At 65.4% G+C, this 17,512-nt stretch carries 14 protein-coding genes and 2 tRNA genes; 6 read left to right on the plus strand and 10 right to left on the minus strand.

The window, feature by feature from the left end:
• Nucleotides 1-181 precede the first annotated feature (181 nt).
• From rpsA to aroA, 3 genes are all read right to left on the minus strand, one after another.
• On the minus strand, nt 182-1,894 hold the full coding sequence (gene rpsA, locus LC092_RS20360; RefSeq protein WP_224809503.1) for a 30S ribosomal protein S1: 1,713 nt from the start codon (nt 1,892-1,894) through the stop codon (nt 182-184).
• Nucleotides 1,895-2,179: 285 nt separating this feature from the next.
• Nucleotides 2,180-2,806: a (d)CMP kinase gene (gene cmk / locus LC092_RS20365; RefSeq protein WP_224809504.1), complete on the minus strand. Its 627-nt coding sequence runs from the start codon at nt 2,804-2,806 to the stop codon at nt 2,180-2,182.
• Entirely contained in the window at nt 2,803-4,158 is a 1,356-nt protein-coding gene (gene aroA / locus LC092_RS20370) for a 3-phosphoshikimate 1-carboxyvinyltransferase (protein WP_224809505.1), read from the minus strand. Before aroA ends, cmk begins: the two co-directional genes overlap by 4 nt.
• A gap of 218 nt (nt 4,159-4,376) precedes the next feature.
• Between aroA and LC092_RS20375 the strand changes: the two genes are divergently transcribed.
• Both LC092_RS20375 and LC092_RS20380 read left to right on the plus strand, forming a co-directional pair.
• Nucleotides 4,377-4,757 (plus strand): TIGR02300 family protein, encoded by a 381-nt coding sequence (locus LC092_RS20375; protein WP_224809506.1) that lies wholly within the window; start codon nt 4,377-4,379, stop codon nt 4,755-4,757.
• Between the two features lie 222 nt (nt 4,758-4,979).
• A tRNA-Ala gene (locus LC092_RS20380) sits at nt 4,980-5,055 on the plus strand.
• Between the two features lie 165 nt (nt 5,056-5,220).
• Here LC092_RS20380 and LC092_RS20385 read toward each other — a convergent pair.
• The 3 genes from LC092_RS20385 to LC092_RS20395 form a co-directional block, all read right to left on the minus strand.
• A complete protein-coding gene (locus LC092_RS20385) occupies nt 5,221-6,138 on the minus strand; it encodes a restriction endonuclease (RefSeq protein WP_224809507.1) in 918 nt (305 codons plus the stop codon).
• 12 nt (nt 6,139-6,150) lie between these two features.
• Nucleotides 6,151-9,642, minus strand: coding sequence for a class I SAM-dependent DNA methyltransferase (locus LC092_RS20390; RefSeq protein ID WP_224809509.1), 3,492 nt, complete (start codon nt 9,640-9,642; stop codon nt 6,151-6,153).
• 200 nt (nt 9,643-9,842) lie between these two features.
• Nucleotides 9,843-9,929 (minus strand) — tRNA-Leu (locus tag LC092_RS20395).
• A 172-nt stretch (nt 9,930-10,101) separates the two neighbouring features.
• Between LC092_RS20395 and LC092_RS20400 the strand changes: the two genes are divergently transcribed.
• Nucleotides 10,102-11,094 (plus strand): complex I NDUFA9 subunit family protein, encoded by a 993-nt coding sequence (locus tag LC092_RS20400; protein WP_224809511.1) that lies wholly within the window; start codon nt 10,102-10,104, stop codon nt 11,092-11,094.
• A 51-nt stretch (nt 11,095-11,145) separates the two neighbouring features.
• On the opposite strand, the gene LC092_RS20405 is transcribed toward LC092_RS20400, so the two are convergent.
• Nucleotides 11,146-11,406, minus strand: a complete 261-nt coding sequence (locus LC092_RS20405; RefSeq protein WP_224809513.1) for a DUF1127 domain-containing protein — start codon at nt 11,404-11,406, stop codon at nt 11,146-11,148.
• Nucleotides 11,407-11,559: 153 nt separating this feature from the next.
• Here LC092_RS20405 and LC092_RS20410 point away from each other — a divergent pair, with 153 nt between their 5' ends.
• Nucleotides 11,560-12,573: a helix-turn-helix transcriptional regulator gene (locus LC092_RS20410; protein WP_224809515.1), complete on the plus strand. Its 1,014-nt coding sequence runs from the start codon at nt 11,560-11,562 to the stop codon at nt 12,571-12,573.
• On the opposite strand, the gene LC092_RS20415 is transcribed toward LC092_RS20410, so the two are convergent.
• On the minus strand, nt 12,556-13,362 hold the full coding sequence (locus LC092_RS20415; RefSeq protein ID WP_224809517.1) for an undecaprenyl-diphosphate phosphatase: 807 nt from the start codon (nt 13,360-13,362) through the stop codon (nt 12,556-12,558). The two genes, LC092_RS20410 and LC092_RS20415, sit on opposite strands and share 18 nt — an antisense overlap.
• A gap of 144 nt (nt 13,363-13,506) precedes the next feature.
• Between LC092_RS20415 and LC092_RS20420 the strand changes: the two genes are divergently transcribed.
• Both LC092_RS20420 and queG read left to right on the plus strand, forming a co-directional pair.
• Nucleotides 13,507-14,199, plus strand: coding sequence for a glutathione S-transferase family protein (locus tag LC092_RS20420; protein WP_224809518.1), 693 nt, complete (start codon nt 13,507-13,509; stop codon nt 14,197-14,199).
• 11 nt (nt 14,200-14,210) lie between these two features.
• Nucleotides 14,211-15,362: a tRNA epoxyqueuosine(34) reductase QueG gene (gene queG, locus LC092_RS20425; RefSeq protein WP_224809521.1), complete on the plus strand. Its 1,152-nt coding sequence runs from the start codon at nt 14,211-14,213 to the stop codon at nt 15,360-15,362.
• On the opposite strand, the gene LC092_RS20430 is transcribed toward queG, so the two are convergent.
• Both LC092_RS20430 and LC092_RS20435 read right to left on the minus strand, forming a co-directional pair.
• Entirely contained in the window at nt 15,350-16,549 is a 1,200-nt protein-coding gene (locus tag LC092_RS20430; RefSeq protein ID WP_224809519.1) for an acyl-CoA dehydrogenase family protein, read from the minus strand. The genes queG and LC092_RS20430 overlap by 13 nt on opposite strands.
• Before the next feature lie 11 nt (nt 16,550-16,560).
• A complete protein-coding gene (locus LC092_RS20435; protein WP_224809520.1) occupies nt 16,561-17,325 on the minus strand; it encodes an SDR family NAD(P)-dependent oxidoreductase in 765 nt (254 codons plus the stop codon).
• Nucleotides 17,326-17,512: the final 187 nt, after the last annotated feature.

The raw sequence follows: 17,512 nt of genomic DNA on the forward strand, positions 1-17,512 counted from the left end.
CAAGCTGCTCAAGCGTCACCATCTCGAGCGCTGTCTGATCCGGGCCGGGCTTCTTCAACATAAAAACAATGAATCAAAAACCCCCGGCCAAAGCCAGGGGTTTGTCAGCAGTCTGAGCCCGGCCAGATGGCCGGGCTTTCGGTTTTTGCGGGTGCGTGCCTGTCAGGGCACGTCAGGCCGATCAATCGTCGGTGTCGCGGGCCTTGTTGAGGGCCGCACCGAGAATGTCGCCGAGCGATGCGCCGGAGTCCGACGAACCGTACTGCGCGACGGCTTCCTTCTCTTCGGCGATTTCCAGCGCCTTGATGGAAGCGGTAACGCGACGGGTCTTCTTGTCGAACTGCGTGATGCGCGCGTCGAACTTCTCGCCGACCGAGAAACGCTCGGGGCGCTGCTCGGAGCGATCGCGGGCGAGATCCGCACGACGGATGAAGGTGGTGATGTCGGAATCCGTGATCTTGGCTTCCAGACCGCCGTCCTTCACCTCGAGAACCTCACAGGTCACGATGGCGCCCTTGCGCAGCTCACCGGCAGCAGCCGTGTCGAACGGATCGCCGCCCAGCTGCTTGATGCCGAGCGAAATCCGCTCCTTGTCCATGTCGACGTCGAGCACGACGGCGCGAACCATGTCGCCCTTCTTGTACTCTTCGATGACCTGCTCGCCCGGACGGTTCCAGTCCAGATCCGACAGGTGGACCATGCCGTCGACGTCGCCGTCGAGACCGATGAACAGACCGAATTCGGTCTTGTTCTTGACCTCGCCCTCGACCTCGGTGCCCGACGGGAACTTCTCGGCGAAGGCCTCCCACGGGTTCTGGAGCGTCTGCTTCAGGCCGAGCGAGATACGGCGCTTCACCGGATCGACCTCGAGGATCATCACTTCCACTTCCTGCGAGGTGGAAACGATCTTGCCCGGATGGACGTTCTTCTTGGTCCAGGACATCTCGGAAACGTGGATCAGGCCTTCGATGCCCGGCTCCAGTTCCACGAATGCGCCGTAGTCGGTGATGTTGGTCACGCGGCCGGTGAACTTGGCGTCGACCGGGTACTTGGCCTCGATGCCGTCCCACGGATCGGCTTCAAGCTGCTTCATGCCCAGCGAGATCCGGTGCGTTTCCTGATTCACGCGGATGATCTGGACCTTGACGGTCTGACCGATCGCGAGAACCTCGCTCGGATGGTTGATGCGGCGCCATGCGATGTCGGTGACATGCAGCAGGCCGTCGATGCCGCCGAGGTCGACGAACGCACCGTAGTCGGTGATGTTCTTGACCACGCCTTCCATGACCTGGCCCTCTTCGAGACTCTGGACCAGCTCCGAACGCTGTTCGGCGCGGGTTTCTTCCAGAACGACGCGGCGCGACACGACGATGTTGCCGCGGCGCTTGTCCATCTTGAGGATCTGGAACGGCTGCGGGGTGTGCATCAGCGGCTGGACATCGCGCACGGGGCGGATGTCGACCTGGCTGCGCGGCAGGAAGGCCACGGCGCCGTCGAGGTCGACGGTGAAGCCGCCCTTGACCTGATTGAAGATGTGGCCGCTGACCTTCTCGTTCGCCTCGAAGGCGGCTTCGAGACGGATCCAGCTCTCCTCGCGGCGGGCCTTGTCGCGCGACAGCACGGCTTCGCCGAGCGCGTTTTCGACGCGCTCAAGGTAAACTTCAACGGTGTCGCCGACGGACACACCGGCATCGTCGCCATCGCGACCCTTGATGCCGAATTCCTTCAGCTGGATACGACCCTCGACCTTGAGGCCGACGTCGATGACCGCAAGGTCTTTCTCGATCGCGACAACCTTGCCGGTGACGACGGAGCCTTCCTGCAGCTCCGTCTCTTCGAAGCTCTGCTCCAGAAGAGCGGCAAATTCATCGCGAGTGGGGTTCAAACTGTTCATCGAAACTCCTGGCAGCCAAATCTGGCTCGTCGCCGGCGGGTTTGTGGTGTCGGTCGGTCCTGTCTGCCACCCGGCACCGTGCCGTTTCGGCAGTGGTGCAATCGCAGCGCCCTCCCCTTTGTCTCGGGTGGCGAATGCGAGCCGGCGAAGCGGGGGCCTCAGGACCTGGGCTTCTGTCTGCAAATGTACAAGACGGGTGTTGCGGTCGCGACCGCCTCAAAGGACCGCGCGGCGCGCGGTCCGAAGCGATGCTGCCGACGCGGAAAACGCCAACGGCGTGTCCGCTTATCGAGCGTACACGTTGTCGACGATATCCACAGCCGCCTTGAACGCCGTTTCTATATCCATTTCCGAGGTGTCGAGCAAGTGCGCATCGTCTGCAAGTTTCAGCGGTCCGACCGTGCGGGCCGCGTCGCGGGCGTCGCGACGTTCCAGATCGGCCTGGACGGTCTCCAGCGTGGCCTCCACCCCCTTCGACTGAAGCTCCGCCGTGCGCCGCCTTGCGCGCTCCTGCGCCGAGGCCGTGCAATAGAGTTTCACAGTGGCATCCGGGCAGACGACCGTGCCGATATCGCGCCCGTCGAGCACGGCGCCCGGCGGTTCCATCGCAAAGGCTCGCTGCAGGCGCACGAGCTCCTGGCGCAGTCCGGGCAAAACCGCGATCCGCGAGGCGGCCTCGCCGATTTCATGCGCCGACAGCACGTCGCGGTCGAGATGCGCCAGGTCGAGATTGCGCGCGGTCGCCACCGCCACCGCCTCGTCGCCGAGCGGCAGGCCGCGTGCGAGCAGGGCGGCCGCCACCGCCCGGTAGGTCAGGCCGGTGTCGAGGTGGCGCAGGCCGAAGTGCGCCGCGATGCGCCGCGCCAGCGTGCCCTTGCCCGATGCGGCCGGTCCGTCGATTGCGATGATCATGCCGCAGTCTCCCCGCGCGGTGCCAGCGATGCGCCAAGCTCCGCGAACAGGTCGAGGAACGTGGGAAAGCTGGTGGCAATCACATTGGCATCGTCGATGGTGACGGGATCGTCGGCGGCCATGCCGAGCACCAGGAAGGTCATTGCGATGCGGTGGTCGAGATGGGTGACGACCGTTCCGCCCCCGATCGGCCCCTGCCGTCCGTGCACCGTAAGCGTCGCCTCGCCCTCCTCGCAGACGATGCGATTGGCGGCCAGACCGGCGGCGACGGCGGAAAGGCGGTCGCTCTCCTTGACCCGAAGCTCCTCCAGCCCGTGCATCACGGTGGTGCCTTGCGCGAAGGCGGCGGCGACGGCGAGCACCGGATATTCGTCGATCATCGAGGGCGCGCGTTCGGCCGGCACCTCGATGCCGGTCAGCCGGGAATGTTTTACACGAATGTCGCCGAGCTGCTCGCCGCCGGTCTCGCGGATGTTCTCGATGGCGAGGTCGGCACCCATCTCCTGCAGCGTCTTGAACAGGCCGGTGCGATGCTCGTTGAGCAGGACATCCGCCACGGTGATGTCCGACCCCGGCGTGATCAGCGCGGCGACGATCGGGAAGGCGGCGGAAGAGGGATCGCAAGGCACCACGATCTGCTGCGGCGTCAGCTCCGCCGGGCCGTTGATCGAGATAACGCGTGCGCCGTCGGCGTCGATCTCCACCGAGATGTCCGCGCCGAAGCCGGCGAGCATGCGCTCGGTGTGGTCGCGGGTGGCGACCGGCTCGATCACCGTCGTCCTGCCCGGCGTGTTGAGGCCGGCGAGCAGCACCGCCGATTTCACCTGCGCGGAAGGCACCGGGACCCGGTAGGTGATCGGGGCTGCCGTCGAGGCGCCACGGATGGAGAGCGGCAGCCGGTCGCCCTGGCGCGCGACCACAAGGGCGCCCATCTGGCGCAGCGGATCGAGCACCCGGCCCATCGGCCGGCGCGACAGCGAGGCGTCGCCGGCAAAGGTGGTGGCGATCGGATGGGTTCCGGCCAGGCCGAGCGCCAGGCGCACGCCCGTTCCCGCATTGCCGTAGTCGATGACGCCGTCGGGTTCCATCAGGCTGCCGACGCCGACGCCGTCGACCTGCCAGGTGCCGTCCGCGTCGCGCTCGATCCGCGCGCCGAAGGCGCGCATCGCGGCTGCCGTGTTCAGCACGTCCTCCGATTCGAGCAGACCCCGCACCGTGGTCCGGCCGACGGCAAGCGCCCCGAGCATCAGGGCGCGATGCGAGATCGACTTGTCGCCCGGCACGGTCACGCGGCCGGAGAGACGGGATCCGGCGCGGGCCGTATAGGGGGTTGCGGGGAGCAGTTGGGACATGTTGGAATTCCGCGTCTTCAGGCCGAGTGTTGCACGGCACGTCCTAGCATGCCGGATGCGATCCGTCACCGTGGCGCTTGTGCGTGAAGTCCGGCTCTTTACGGCCCCTTTGCCGGCCGTCACAAACCGTTTGACGAAGCAGGCCGGATTAGGCTTTGACAGATCGACGGGCAGTCTTTAAGCGAACGCCCGATTATCAAAGAACAAGGGTTGAAACCGTGGCAAAACCCGAACTTGGCATAAAACGGCTGTGCAGCGGCTGCGGGTCGAAATTCTACGACCTGAACCGCGATCCGATTACCTGCCCGAAATGCGGCACGGTCTACATTCCGGCCCAGTCCATGCGTGTGAAAAAGGCCGCAAAGGCAGCCGTCGTGGATGACGACGAGGACGAAACGGAAGACGAGGGCGCCGAGATCGTCAGCCTGGAAGAGGCGGACGCCGAGACCGAAGGCGATGCCAGCGTCTCGCTTGACGATGACGACGAGGATGTCGACGACACGGCCGCCGACGACGTCTTCATCGACGATGAGGACGAGGAAGACGCGGATGTGCCGGGCATCGTTGTCGAACGCGACGACGAGGACACCGACCGCTAGCCACCGCGCGTGCGGGCAAACGCGTGTCGCGGTTGTCCACAGGCACGGGGGCGCGGAAATCGGCGATTGTTTGAAGCGCCGATTATTCCGCTTGACTTGAAGGGCGGAAGACGTATTTTCCGCCCGCACCGGCCAAGGCGACCCCAATCGCCGACACGCCGGGAGACTTCAGGCCCAGCCGAGACCATCGGCGCCCGGGCAGAAGCTCAAGACCTGGAAGACGGGGCCATAGCTCAGTTGGGAGAGCGCTTGAATGGCATTCAAGAGGTCGGCGGTTCGATTCCGCCTGGCTCCACCAGTCTTCCCCTCCCGCCGCGCAGCTGACCGGACGATTAGGGTCCGGCTCAAGAGTGCCGGGCCGGACGAACGTCATCCAACTTGAGAAACCGCTGCAAGTCCGCCTCGATACGGAGCGCGCCGGACATGTCGCGCATCGCCCCTGCCGCACCGCAGGTCGTCGTCTCTACAGGCTGTCGAACCAGGCACCGTTGATCGTCACCTCCTCGATCATTCGCGTCGCAACGCCCAATTCGTACTGTTTGAGCAGGTCGCACAGCCGTTCGCCGTCGATGAGGTCGATGGCGATGGCGCCGTCGCGGGTGGCTTCTTCCGAGGCCTGGCTGGTGAAGGCGCCGGTGGTGATGAAGAGGCCCTTGTCGGCGCGGCCCTGAAGCGCGCCGCGAAAGTCGCGGATCTCCTTGGAGCCGACGCTGCCCTTCCAGCGCTTGCACTGGAAATAGACCTGGAAGGAGACGAGGTTGACGCGCAAAACGCCGACCCCGTCGATGCCGCCGTCGCCGGTCTTGCCGCGCACCTCCACCTTGATGAAACCGGCCTCGCGCAACAGGCGCTGCGACAGTCGCTCGAAGGCTGACGGGTCCATGACGCGCAGCGTGTCGAGAAGCGTGGCCTTCCAGTCGTCGTCGGTATGCGCCGTGGCGTCGTCATGCGCGACGGCAAGCTCGCCTGCCGGAGCCGCCTGCGCCTCGCCCAGCCGCGCCGCTTCGCGCTTGGCCCGCGCGCGCTCGCGCTCTTCCGCGTTGACCTTCATCTGGATCGCGCGCGTCTCTTGAAGCGTCGTGATCTTCTCGCCCGCGTCGGTCAGCGCCCAGATGCCGCGCGCGGAGTTTTCCAGCGCGCCGCCACGCTTCAGATAGGTGCGTGCCCAGGAGAGGTAATAGGCGACCTTGATGCGCCCGGCGCTGCCGGGGATCTCATGGGCCTGTTCTTCTTCGGTGACCCCCTCCATCTCGATGACCTTCTCGTCGAGTTCATGGATGGAGGCGGAACCGCCGATCTCGCGCAAGGCGTCCAGCGTGGCGAGCATCATGCCCGGCAGATCAGGCAGGCCTTCGCGCTCGATGACGAAACGTCGGGTCATGGCGATGTCTCCTCAGGCCGCGAAGCGGTCGCCGTCGAGGCGCTGGGCCTGACCGATGGCGGCAAGGCTGTCGAGCAGCGGCGCGACGCTTGCGGTGCGCGCGCGCTGGAAGCGGCGGGCGATCTGCTCCGGGCTCGCCTCGCCAAGCTCGGCAAGCGCTTCATGCACGGCGGCGATCTGCTCGGGCAGGGTTTTCGGCCAGGGGGCTTTCGTGACCGTCTCGGCGGTGCCGACTTCCAGTTCGACCTGCTTGCCCTTTGCTTCGCTCTTGCGGCCTTGCGGATTCTGATAGTCGGGCCGCAGCCAGCGGATGTGTCCGGCCGCTTCCTCCGCCGCGCGCTCCTTGTTGAGATCGACGAGGCGGAACAGGATTTCCTCTTCGTCGAGATCGACCGGCCAGCCATAGGCCTCGGCGACCGCTGCGTCGATGCGGTCGTGGATGTCCTTCAGGATGCCGACAAGACCCTGCTCGTAGATCTCCCGGTCCTTGCCCTCGATGATCTCGCCGGCGCGCAGCTTTTCCAGCACGTTGTACATCTGCGTCAGCGTCAGCTTGGGGTGTTCGGCCTGCCGGCGCTTGCGATGGGCGTCGAGTTCCTCGCCGAGCGCGCGCAAGGTTTCCTTCTGCGCCTCGGTGGGATCGGGGAAGGGGAAGGGGTCGAAGCAACGGGACTTGTTGTAGCGAGGGTCATTGCCAACACCGAGCCTGCCGCCCACTGCTAGAGCCCAGGTGACATGGAAGCGGGATGACAGCACTGAAAGCGCGTAAGCGTCACTGAGGCTGATTGCGATCAACATGTTGTCCGGTAATATAGCCGAATCCAGCATCGTAAATATTCGATGCTTCATGGTTTCTATTGTGACTATATATCGACGTAAATTGATGAGAGCCGGGCGTAATTTCTGTCGTGGCTTGCCATGAAGCCACCAATATTTCGCATACCCTTCGCTGTCTTTTGATTGTGATGCTCTGGCGTCCCGCTCAGGTTTTACATTGTCAAGTACATGTTGGTAAATGCTCGGGAAGCGCTCACGCACATCCGCTTCCGAAAGCCCGAAAAGGTCGATCACCATTGCACCGCGTGGTGTCGTGGTTAGATCGCGCCCGTTCCGGTAATCACGAATGTGATGTTCCGCTCCATGAACTCGTCCTAAACCGAGCGTCTTTGCTGTCTCGGGAGAAACGATAAAGCCCGAGCCATGCAATTTGACGCCAGGAGATGACAGTCCTTCATTGGCCATAAGCGGTTTGGCGCCCGCCACATCCGCCCCAATCCTCAGATTCGGAAAAATCTTCCCGATCCGGTGGTCGAAGATCACGATGCGCCCGTCCGCCTCGCTTCTTTCCTTGTGTTCGCTGGCGACCGTCAGGAGCCGGCCCGTGCGGTTGCCGGCTGCGCCCACAGTCATGGCGATGCGCACCGCCGCGCCGAACTGCGTGTCCACCCAGGGGTGGTCGGGGATGGCGAAGAGCAGCGAGAGCGGCTTCTTCGGGTCGTTGAGATGCGGTTCCAGCACCCGGCGGTTGAAGGTCTGGCGCAGGGAATTGGTGGTGATCAGGCCGAAGCGGCGGGTGCCCTTGCGCTTTTTCGGATCATGGGCGCGGGCGGCAAGCGCTGCCTTGTCCCACCAGAACATGACGAGATCGGCACTTTGTGGCAGCTTCGGATAGGCGGCCCACAGCGCCTCGACATAGCCGTCGCCCAGATTGTCGCGCAGCCGGCTTGCGCCAATAAACGGCGGGTTGCCGACGATGAAATCGGCCTGCGGCCAGCTTGCCGGCTTCGGTTTGGCGTAATCATAGACCTGTCGCCGGGCGTCCGGGTCCGGCACTTCCTCCCCCGTCACCGGGTGGCGCATGGTGGTGATCCCGTCCCAGCGGGTGACGGGCTTGCCCGCCTCGTCCAGCCTCGGCGCGCGGTCGTCCCATTCCAGCACCGCGTCGCGGTTCTCGATGTTCTTGAAGTCCCTCAGCACGGGTTCGGAAGGGGCCGCCGTGCCGTGGGTGCGGAAGTGCCATTGCAGGTAGCCGATCCACAGCACCAGTTCGGCGACGGCGGCCGCCCAGGGGTTCAGCTCGATGCCGAGAAACTGATGCGGGTCGACGGTGTGGCCGGACAGGCCGAGGCTTGCCTGATCCTCGCCAAGCTCCTGCAGCAGGGCCGTGACCTCGCCCTCCAGCCGCTTCATCATCTCCAGCGCCACATAGAGGAAGTTTCCCGAGCCGCAGGCGGGATCGAGCACCCGGATTTCGCAAAGCTTTCTGTGGAAGGCGTGCACCTCGGCGCGCGCCTCGTCCTCCTTGCCGTCGCTCGTCAGGCGCTGGACGGCGGCCTGCACCAGTCGCCAGTCGGCGCGCAAGGGTTCCATGATCGTCGGCGTCACCAGCCGCTCGACATAGGCGCGCGGCGTGTAATGCGCACCGAGCTTGTGGCGCTGGCGCTTGTCGAGCGCGCGTTCCAGAAGCGTGCCGAAAATTGCCGGCTCCACCTGTTTCCAGTCGGCTTCCGCCGCCTCGATCAACAGGCCGAGTTGCAGGTTGTCGAGCGGCAACGCCTCGGCATCCTTGAACAGACCGCCGTTGAACCTCTTCAGGTCGGTCATCAGCGACTGCGAGAAGCCGCCGGTGTTCATCGTTTCCCACAGGCCCTTGAGGGCGGGAGCGGCATGTTCCGGGTGTCCGCGCAGCTTGGTCAAAAGCTCTGTGAAGCTGTTTTTCGGGATCAGTTCCACGTCCTCCGCGAACATGGAAAACAGGCAGCGCATCAGGAAGTCCGCGACGCTCCGGCCGTCGTGCCCCTGTTTTTCGAAGCTGCGCCCAAGAGCTGCCAGATGTTCGGCGATCTCGCGGGTGACGCGCGCCGCCGTCAGCGACGGGTCGAGCGAGAAGGGATCTTCCCAGACCGTCTTGAGGAACTCGCGGATCTCGCCGTCGCGCAGGTCCTCAAGCCGGATGCGATAGCGATTGCCGTCGGGAAACTGGCTGTAGCCCTGGCCCTGACGGGAGAAATCCGCATAGACCTCGATGACGTGGCCGACATCGACGATCAGCAGGAACGGCGGCCAGCCGTCCTCGCGGGAAACGGCGCGGGCGTAATTGTCCGCCTGACCGCGCGCCCTGAGCATCGTGTCGTCCCATTTCGCGCTGCCGCGCGCGCCGTGGCCCATGCGCGGCTTGGGGCTGTCTGCCTCGGCAATCAGCGCCAGTTGGTCCGCGTCTTTCGGCTTCTGGCGGTCGCCGCCCTGCTTCGCCTCCATCACGAAACAGCCCTTGCGGTAGAGGTCGATGCGCCCCCGGTTGCCGCGCCCGGTGTGGGTGAAGGTCACCGATCGTTCGAAACGATAGTCGTTGGCCGTGCCGTCGCTGTCGGCTGGCTTGGGCCGTTCGACGCCAAGCAGATCCGTGAGTTCGGCGGCGAAGCTCTGGAAATTGGCCATCTCGCTGCCGCCGGAGGGTTTCCAGCGCTCGATGAAGGCGTCGATGGAGGTGAAATCGTTGGACATGAACGGTTTGGGATTCCGAAAGGACACGCAATGCGCCATCTAGCGCTGGTCTTTCGTGCAAAATCAACCGGGGAGGGGGAGCAGCGCCAATGCCGGGCGGGAGCTGCAGGGTAAACCCCACGTCCCAAACGAAAAAAGGCCCGGAAAACCGGACCTTTTTCGACGTTCTGGATCAATTGGCAAGATCCGGAACCGGAATTTGGTGCCCAGGAGAGGACTCGAACCTCCACGCCCTTTCGAGCACTAGCACCTGAAGCTAGCGCGTCTACCAATTCCGCCACCTGGGCTCGTGAGGAGCGCTTGTAAGAGCCGTGGACGGGCTTGTCAACGGGCCTTTTGCGCTCATATGTGGTTCATGCACAACTGCCCTTCACAGACGCCGGCGCAAGGGCTAAGAGACCTGCTGAAAGCCCGCGCGCCGCGCGGGAAAGCATTACGTCCGGCAAGGGAGCGACTGGCATGACGACCGCCTCCGGTTCATCGGCCCTGAATGGCAAACTCGTCACCGTTTTCGGCGGCTCGGGGTTTCTCGGGCGCCATGTTGTGCGCGCGCTGGCGCGCCGCGGCTACCGGGTGCGCGTTGCCGTGCGCCGGCCGGATCTCGCCGAACACGTGCAGCCGCTCGGCGCCGTCGGCCAGATCATGCCGGTCCAGGCCAACCTGCGGCACCGCTGGTCGGTCGACCGCGCGGTGCAGGGCGCGGATGCCGTGGTCAATCTTGTCGGCATTCTCTATGAGGCCGGCGCCCAGTCCTTCGACGCGGTGCAGACTTTCGGGCCGCGCGCCGTTGCCGAGGCCGCCCGCGCGGACGGCATCGACACTGTGGTTCATGTCTCCGCCATCGGCGCCGATCCCGAATCGCCGTCGGTCTATGGCCGCTCGAAGGCGATGGGCGAGGCCGGGGTCTTCGAGACCGTGCCCGAGGCCGTCGTCTTCCGCCCCTCCATCGTCTTCGGCCCGGAGGACGGCTTCTTCAACCGCTTCGCCTCCATGGCGCGGATGTCGCCGGTGCTGCCGCTGGTCGGTGGCGGCGCAACACGCTTCCAGCCGGTCTTCGTCGGCGATGTGGCGGAGGCGGTTGCCATGGCGGTCGACGGGCAGACCGAGCGCGGCACGATCTATGAACTGGGCGGACCGGAGATCAAGACCTTCCGGGAATGCCTGGAACTGATGCTTGAGGTCATCCGCCGCAAGCGCCTGCTGGTGACGCTGCCGTTTTCCGTGGCCCGCGTCCAGGCAAGCGTGCTGCAGCTCCTGCCCAATCCGATGCTCACCGTCGACCAGGTCGAGCTGCTGAAGTCCGACAATGTGGTCAGCGAGGCGGCGATTGCGGACGGGCGCACTCTGGACGGGCTCGGCATCGAGGCACGCACGCTGATGGCGATCCTGCCGACCTATCTCGAGCGGTTTCGCGAGCACGGCCAGTACGACGCCAATCGCGCCGCATCCTGACGCGACGGTTTCGGGCGGCGGCGCATGCATCGGCGCCGCCACCCGACCGCTTCACAACCAGTACCCCCAGGTCTTCGACATTTCGCGCAAGAGCCGCATGTCGCGCGTGCGCAGCTCCGTCTGCGCGTCGTAGCCGCTCGGCGTGCGTTTCAGCCCGATGTCGGCCAGTTGATCCTCGCTCAGCCGGTCGAGCTCCCGCCGGCTGTGGCGGATGCGCCGCCACGCCTGCCAGCGGCCCGAGAGACTGCGCCACAGGGCGCGGCCGGCATCCACCCTGATCGTGAGAGCGGCGGTGAGATTCGAAGCGGTCATGACTGGTCCCCTACCGTTTGAAAATCTGTCGATAAGGGAGTGTCGCGGATCATACCTGACAGCAGGGCGTCAGGTATGATCGGCCCATAATCGGTTTTTCGCGCCGCGGGAGATCTCTTTCGCGGACGGGGTGGGGTCGAGCCGGGGCGGGCGATGAACACGATAGAACGGGCACTGGGGATCCTTCTGCTGCTGAGCGGCGGTCAGCGCCGGGCAACCGAGCTGGCTGAGCGTTTCGGCGTCTCGGTTCGCACGATCTACCGCGATGTCGACCGCCTGATCGCGCTCGGCATTCCGGTGGAGGCCGAGCGCGGCGCGGAGGGCGGCTACCGTCTGGCGCGGGGCTATCTCCAGCCGCCGGTCGCGCTGACGCGGGGAGAGACGGCGGCGCTGCTTGTTGCGCTGGCGCTGGTGCGCGGGCTGCGGGCGACGCCCCTGCTGGAGGATCTGGGCACGGCGCAGGCCAAGCTGCTCGCCTCGCTGCCCAGGAGCGCCCGCGAGGTGATCGAGCAGGGCGAGCGGATCGTTGCCATCGAACGGCCGCCGGTGGACGTTTTCCACCCCGAGCCGGAACCGGTGGCGGTCGCCGACATGCAGGCGGCGGTCGATGCCTTCATGCAGGGGCTGCTCGCATCCCGGCGCGTGCGCATCCGGCATGAAAACCCGTATCGCGGCCGGGTCAGCGACTATGATCTGGAGCCCTGCGGCCTGCTGTTCGACCGGGACCGCTGGTACCTCTACGGCTGGGAGGTCGACCTGCAGGCGGAGCGGTTCCTGCGCGCCGATCGGGTCCGCCATGCCGAGGTCAGCGGCATGGCATTCCGCCCGCGCCTCGACCTCAGCGTCCAGAGCCAGATCGGACGTGCCTGGCTGTCGCGGGCGATGCGGCGCTGGGAACGCGAGGGTGTGGCGAGCGAGATCAGCGTGTCCCGCGAACAGGCCGACAGGCTTTCCCGCGACTGGTACTACCGGCATGCCGTGTTCGAGCCGGAGGGGGACGGCCGCTTGCGGTTGCGCATTCCCAACACCGACCCTGAGGTGATCCTGCCGCTGGTGCGCTGGCTTGGACCCGGGGCCGATCTCGTCTCGCCGCCGGACCTGCGGGCCCGGCTGGCGCAAGAGCTGGCGCAAATGGCGCGCGATGCCGGATCAGCCGGTGACATATAGCCCGGCGAAACCGGCGAGCCCGACGGCAATGCGCCACCAGGCGAAGGGGGCGAAGCCGTGCTTGCCGACAAAGTCGAGCAGGCCGCGCACGACGAAGACGGCGGTGATGAAGGCGGCAACGAAACCCACGCCAATGATGGCGGCATCGTCCATCGACAGGATGTCGCGGTTCTTGAACAGGTCGTAGGCGAAGGCGCCGGCCATGGTCGGCATGGCCAGAAAGAACGAGAACTCCGCCGCCGAGCGCTTGTCCGTTCCCATCAAAAGGGCGCCCGCGATGGTCGCGCCGGAGCGCGAGACGCCGGGCACCATCGCCAGCGTCTGGCAAAAGCCGATGGCAAGGCACAGCCACAGCGGATAGTCCATCGCGTCGTGGTAGCGCGGCGTCAGCGGCATCTTGTCGATGACGAGCAGGATGACGCCGCCGATCACGAGCGTGGAGCAGATCAGCGCGGGCGATTCGAACAGCACCGTCTTGATGAAGCCGTGCAGCATGACCCCGATGACGGCGGCGGGAAGAAAGGCGAGCAGCACGCCGAAGACGAAGCGCCGTGCCGATGCCTGATGCGGCAGCGCCAAGGCGATGGCGATGAGCCGATGCGCGTAGACGGTGAGGATCGCGAGGATGGCGCCGAGCTGGATCAGAACCTCAAAGGTCTTGCCGGTGCTCTGGAATCCGATGAAATGTCCAAGCAACAGGATGTGTCCGGTCGAGGAGACGGGGATGAATTCCGTCAGTCCTTCGACGAGGCCGAGGATCAGCGCGCCGATGAGGGTTTCCGATTGCATGGACAAGGGTCTCCGATCATGTCCCGAGGGACGAAAAATGCTGCGTTGTATAGCGCTTGCTGCGGGCGTATACGGGGGCGCGCCGGGGGGCGCCCGACGCGATCTTGCATCGTTTGATTAACCCTAAGCAGTTACAATCCTGTTATGCTGGTTCTGTATCGCCACCCCTTTTCTCCCGCATCGCGTTTCGTGCAGCTCGTGCTGAGCGAATATGGCGCGAAGGTGGAGCTCGTGACGGAGCGCCCGTGGGAACGTCGTCGCGATTTCCTGATGCTCAATCCCGCGGGCACCGTGCCGGTCCTGCGCGAGAACGACGGGCCGCCGGTGTGCGGGGCCTTCGCCATCATGGAATATCTCGACGAGACGCGCGGCTATGCGGTGGGCGACCGCCGGCTGATGCCGGATCACCCGGACGCACGCGCGGAAACGCGCCGGCTGGTCGACTGGGCGGTGAACAAGCTCGACGCGGATGTGGTCGGGCCCTTCGTGCGCGAGCGCATCTACAAGCAGGAAATGCCGTCCTCCATGGGCGGCGGATCTCCCGATTCCGCGATCCTGAGGGCGGCACGTGCCAATATCGGGCATCATCTGCGCTACTTCGGCTACCTGGCGGCGTCGCGAAACTGGCTTTCCGGCGAGCGGCTGAGCTTCGCGGATTTCGCGGTTGCCGCGGAATTGTCCTGTGCCGATTATCTGGGTGAGGTGCCATGGGCGGAGGAGGAAAACGTGAAGGCCTGGTACGCGCGAATCAAGTCGCGTCCAAGCTTCCGTCCGCTGCTGGCGGAAAAGATGCTCGGCATGCCGCCGGCCCCGACCTACGCGGATCTCGACTTCTAGACGCGCCGGAGCTGTCGCAAAAGGCGGCCGCACGCCTGAAGGCCAGCCTACGCAAAAAGGCAGAGGAGCTCGGCTTCGACGCCTGCGCCATTGCCGATGCCGATGCCATTCCCCAGGCGCCCGTGCGTCTGCGGCAATTCCTCGCCGATGGCCATCATGCGACGATGGAGTGGATGGCGGAGACGGAGACGCGCAGGGGCGCTCCGCGCGAGCTGTGGGCCGACACGCGCCGCATCGTCACGCTTGCCATGACCTATGCCGGCGAGGGCGATCCGCTCGCCCCGCTACAGGATTCCCGGGCAGCGGCGATCTCCGTTTATGCCCGAAACCGCGATTATCACGACATCATCAAGGGACGGCTGAAGGAGCTGGCCCAGCATCTTCTCGCCCAGGCGCGGCGCCAGGGCGTGGAGGGCGCGGTCAAGGTCTTCGTCGATACCGCTCCGGTGATGGAGAAGCCGCTGGCGCAGGCGGCCGGCCTCGGCTGGCAGGGCAAACACACCAATCTGGTATCGCGCGATCTCGGCTCCTGGTTTTTCCTGGCGGAGATCTTCACCGACCTGCCGCTGCCGGTGGATGCGGCGGAGACAGATCATTGCGGCTCATGCCGCGCCTGTCTGGATGTGTGTCCGACCGACGCCTTTCCGGCGGCCTACCGCCTCGATGCGCGGCGCTGCATCTCCTATTTGACCATCGAGCACAAGGGCCCGATCCCGGACGAGTTTCGCGCGGCGATGGGAAACCGAATCTATGGCTGCGATGATTGTCTTGCCGCCTGCCCTTGGAACAAGTTCGCGCAAGCCGCACGCGAGGCGAAGCTGCAGGCGCGCGCGGACCTCGAGGCGCCGCCTCTGGCGGAACTTCTCAAGCTCGATGATACGCGCTTCCGTGCGCTGTTTTCCGGCTCCCCGATCAAGCGGATCGGGCGCGACCGGTTTTTGCGCAACGTGCTGATCGCGGCCGGGAATTCCGGCGAGCGGGGCCTCGCGAGCCGCGTCGAACCGCTGCTGGACGATGAGAGCGCCCTGGTTCGCGGGGCCGCCGTCTGGGCGCTCCGTCGTCTGGTGGAGAAGACGGAGCTCGCCCGTCTGGCCGCGCGCCACGAACCGGGGGAACCGGATGCGGATGTTCTTGCAGAATGGGCCGCGGCTCAGCGCCAGTAGTCGGTGCCGTCCTTCTTGTAGAGCCGCGCCAGCACCATCTTGTGCACTTCGGAGGCTCCGTCGACGAGGCGCGCTGCACGCGCATAGCGGTAGATCCACTCCAGGATCGTGTCGGTGGAATAGCCGCGCGCGCCGTTGAGCTGGATCGCGGTGTCGGCTGCCTGATGCAGCGTGTCGGCGACATGGATCTTGGCTGAAGACACCTCCGCGCGCGCCTTGTCGCCCTTGTCCAGCATCCAGGCGGCATGGAACACCAGCAACCGGCCGATCTGGATGTTGTGCGCCAGATCGCCGAGCGCGAGCTGGACCGATTCCCGGTCGCCGAGCCTAGTGCCGAAGCCTTCGCGCTCGTTGACATAGGCCTGGGCGATCTCCATGCAGCGCTGGGCGAGGCCCAGCCAGCGCATGCAGTGGGTGAGGCGGGCGGGGCCGAGCCGGATCTGGGTGAGGCGCAGACCGTCGCCGACCTCCATCAGCCGGTTTTCGTCCTTGATCTCCAGACCGTCGAATTCCAGCTCGCAGACGCCGCCGTGTTCGTCCGGGCCCATATTGCCGATGCGGCGCACGATCCGCCAGCCGGGCTGGTCGGCATGGAACAGGAAGCCTGTCAGGTGGCGTCGCTTTTCCTCAGGATTCGGGTCCGTGCGCGCCATCAGGATGAAGTGTTTGGCGACCGCCGCGCCGGAGATGTACCACTTGCGCCCCGTTATCCGCCAAGTGTCGCCATGGCGCTCGGCCCGGGTTTGGATCATGCCGGGATCCGACCCGCCGCCGGGGTGGGGTTCCGTCATCGCGAAGGAGGAATTCACCTGGCCAGCGGCAACGGGCTTCAGCCACCAGTCCTTTTGCGCCTTCGTTCCGACCGCTTCCAGCACGCGAATGTTGCCGTCGTCGGGGGCGGCGCAATTGAAGCAGGACGGGCCGAAGATCGAGCGGTTGGCTTCCGTGTAGAAGATGCTTTGTCCGACCATCGACAGGCCAAGCCCGCCGTGGGTTTCCGGCAGCTGCGGGTTCCACAGGCCGGCGGCGCGGGCCTTCGCGCGGATCCGGTCGCGCAACTCCATGCGGATGTTTTCAAATTCGTTGTAGCTCGCCGGATCGCTTTCCAGCGGCTGGATGTGTTCGGCCACGAAGGCGCGAACCTTGTCGCGCAGTTCGGCGTGGCGCGGATCGATCGAAAAATCCATGGGGTCGAACCTCACACGAGAAGATGGCCACCGTCGACGGGGATCGCCGCGCCGGTCATGAAGCGCGAGGCGTCGCTCGCCAAAAGCAGCAGCGGCCCGTCGAGGTCTTCCAGGCGCCCGATCCGGCGCATGGGGATCGACCGGATCATCGTCTTTCCGGCATCCGTGTCGAAGAAGCCCGAGTTGATTTCCGTCTCGAAATAGCCCGGCTCCAGCGCATTGACCCGGATGTTGTAACGGGCGAATTCGAGCGCCAGCGCCTTGGTCATTTGAACGACGCCGGCCTTCGAGACGCAATAGGATGCCGTGCCGGCGCTCACGCGCTCGCCGAGGATGGAGGCGATGTTGACGATGTTGCCGGGCGTTTTGGTATCCCGCCAGTGGCGAGCCACGGCGATGGCCATCAGCCAGACGCCGCGCAGGTTGACGGACATCACGTCGTCGAAGTCCTCGGCGGTCTGGTCGATGGCGAGGCCCTGGCGCACGGTGCCGGCATTGTTGATGAGGACGTCGAGACCTCCGAGCGCGTTCACCGCGTCCGCGACACAGGCGTGGATGGATTCACCGTCGCTGACGTCGAGTGCAATCGCGACGGCCTGTGGCGCGCCGAGTTCCTTGAGCACCTCGACAAGCGCTTCGAGGCGGTCCTTGCGCCGGGCCGCGATCGCCACCGACGCGCCATTGCGTGCCGCCAGCTTGGCGAAATGCGCCCCCAGTCCGCTCGAGGCGCCGGTGATCAGCAACCGCTGTCCCTTGAGGCCTTCTCCAAGATCCATATCGCGTTCCCCCGGTTCGGGCGACTCCGGACGTGCCGGTCGGCCCGCTGTCTTTTTCCCAAGGCAGACTAGCTGTGGTTTCTCAGAAGGTCATTCACCCTTTGGAGGGGCGGCAGGCCGTTGAGAGCGGAGTGTTGTCTTGCCCGGTTGAACCAGTCAAGCCATCTGGGGAGGTCCGCGTTTCGGG

Source organism: Stappia stellulata (assembly GCF_020176715.1).
GTDB lineage: Bacteria > Pseudomonadota > Alphaproteobacteria > Rhizobiales > Stappiaceae > Stappia.

Excerpts from the sequence above, each read along its gene's own strand:
- rpsA (WP_224809503.1), bottom strand. The coding sequence starts at position 1,894 with ATGAACAGTTTGAACCCCACTCGCGATGAATTTGCCGCTCTTCTGGAG.
- cmk (WP_224809504.1), bottom strand. The coding sequence starts at position 2,806 with ATGATCATCGCAATCGACGGACCGGCCGCATCGGGCAAGGGCACGCTG.
- aroA (WP_224809505.1), bottom strand. The coding sequence starts at position 4,158 with ATGTCCCAACTGCTCCCCGCAACCCCCTATACGGCCCGCGCCGGATCC.
- LC092_RS20385 (WP_224809507.1), bottom strand. The coding sequence starts at position 6,138 with ATGACCCGACGTTTCGTCATCGAGCGCGAAGGCCTGCCTGATCTGCCG.
- LC092_RS20390 (WP_224809509.1), bottom strand. The coding sequence starts at position 9,642 with ATGTCCAACGATTTCACCTCCATCGACGCCTTCATCGAGCGCTGGAAA.
- LC092_RS20400 (WP_224809511.1), top strand. The coding sequence starts at position 10,102 with ATGACGACCGCCTCCGGTTCATCGGCCCTGAATGGCAAACTCGTCACC.
- LC092_RS20405 (WP_224809513.1), bottom strand. The coding sequence starts at position 11,406 with ATGACCGCTTCGAATCTCACCGCCGCTCTCACGATCAGGGTGGATGCC.
- LC092_RS20410 (WP_224809515.1), top strand. The coding sequence starts at position 11,560 with ATGAACACGATAGAACGGGCACTGGGGATCCTTCTGCTGCTGAGCGGC.
- LC092_RS20415 (WP_224809517.1), bottom strand. The coding sequence starts at position 13,362 with ATGCAATCGGAAACCCTCATCGGCGCGCTGATCCTCGGCCTCGTCGAA.
- LC092_RS20420 (WP_224809518.1), top strand. The coding sequence starts at position 13,507 with ATGCTGGTTCTGTATCGCCACCCCTTTTCTCCCGCATCGCGTTTCGTG.
- LC092_RS20430 (WP_224809519.1), bottom strand. The coding sequence starts at position 16,549 with ATGGATTTTTCGATCGATCCGCGCCACGCCGAACTGCGCGACAAGGTT.
- LC092_RS20435 (WP_224809520.1), bottom strand. The coding sequence starts at position 17,325 with ATGGATCTTGGAGAAGGCCTCAAGGGACAGCGGTTGCTGATCACCGGC.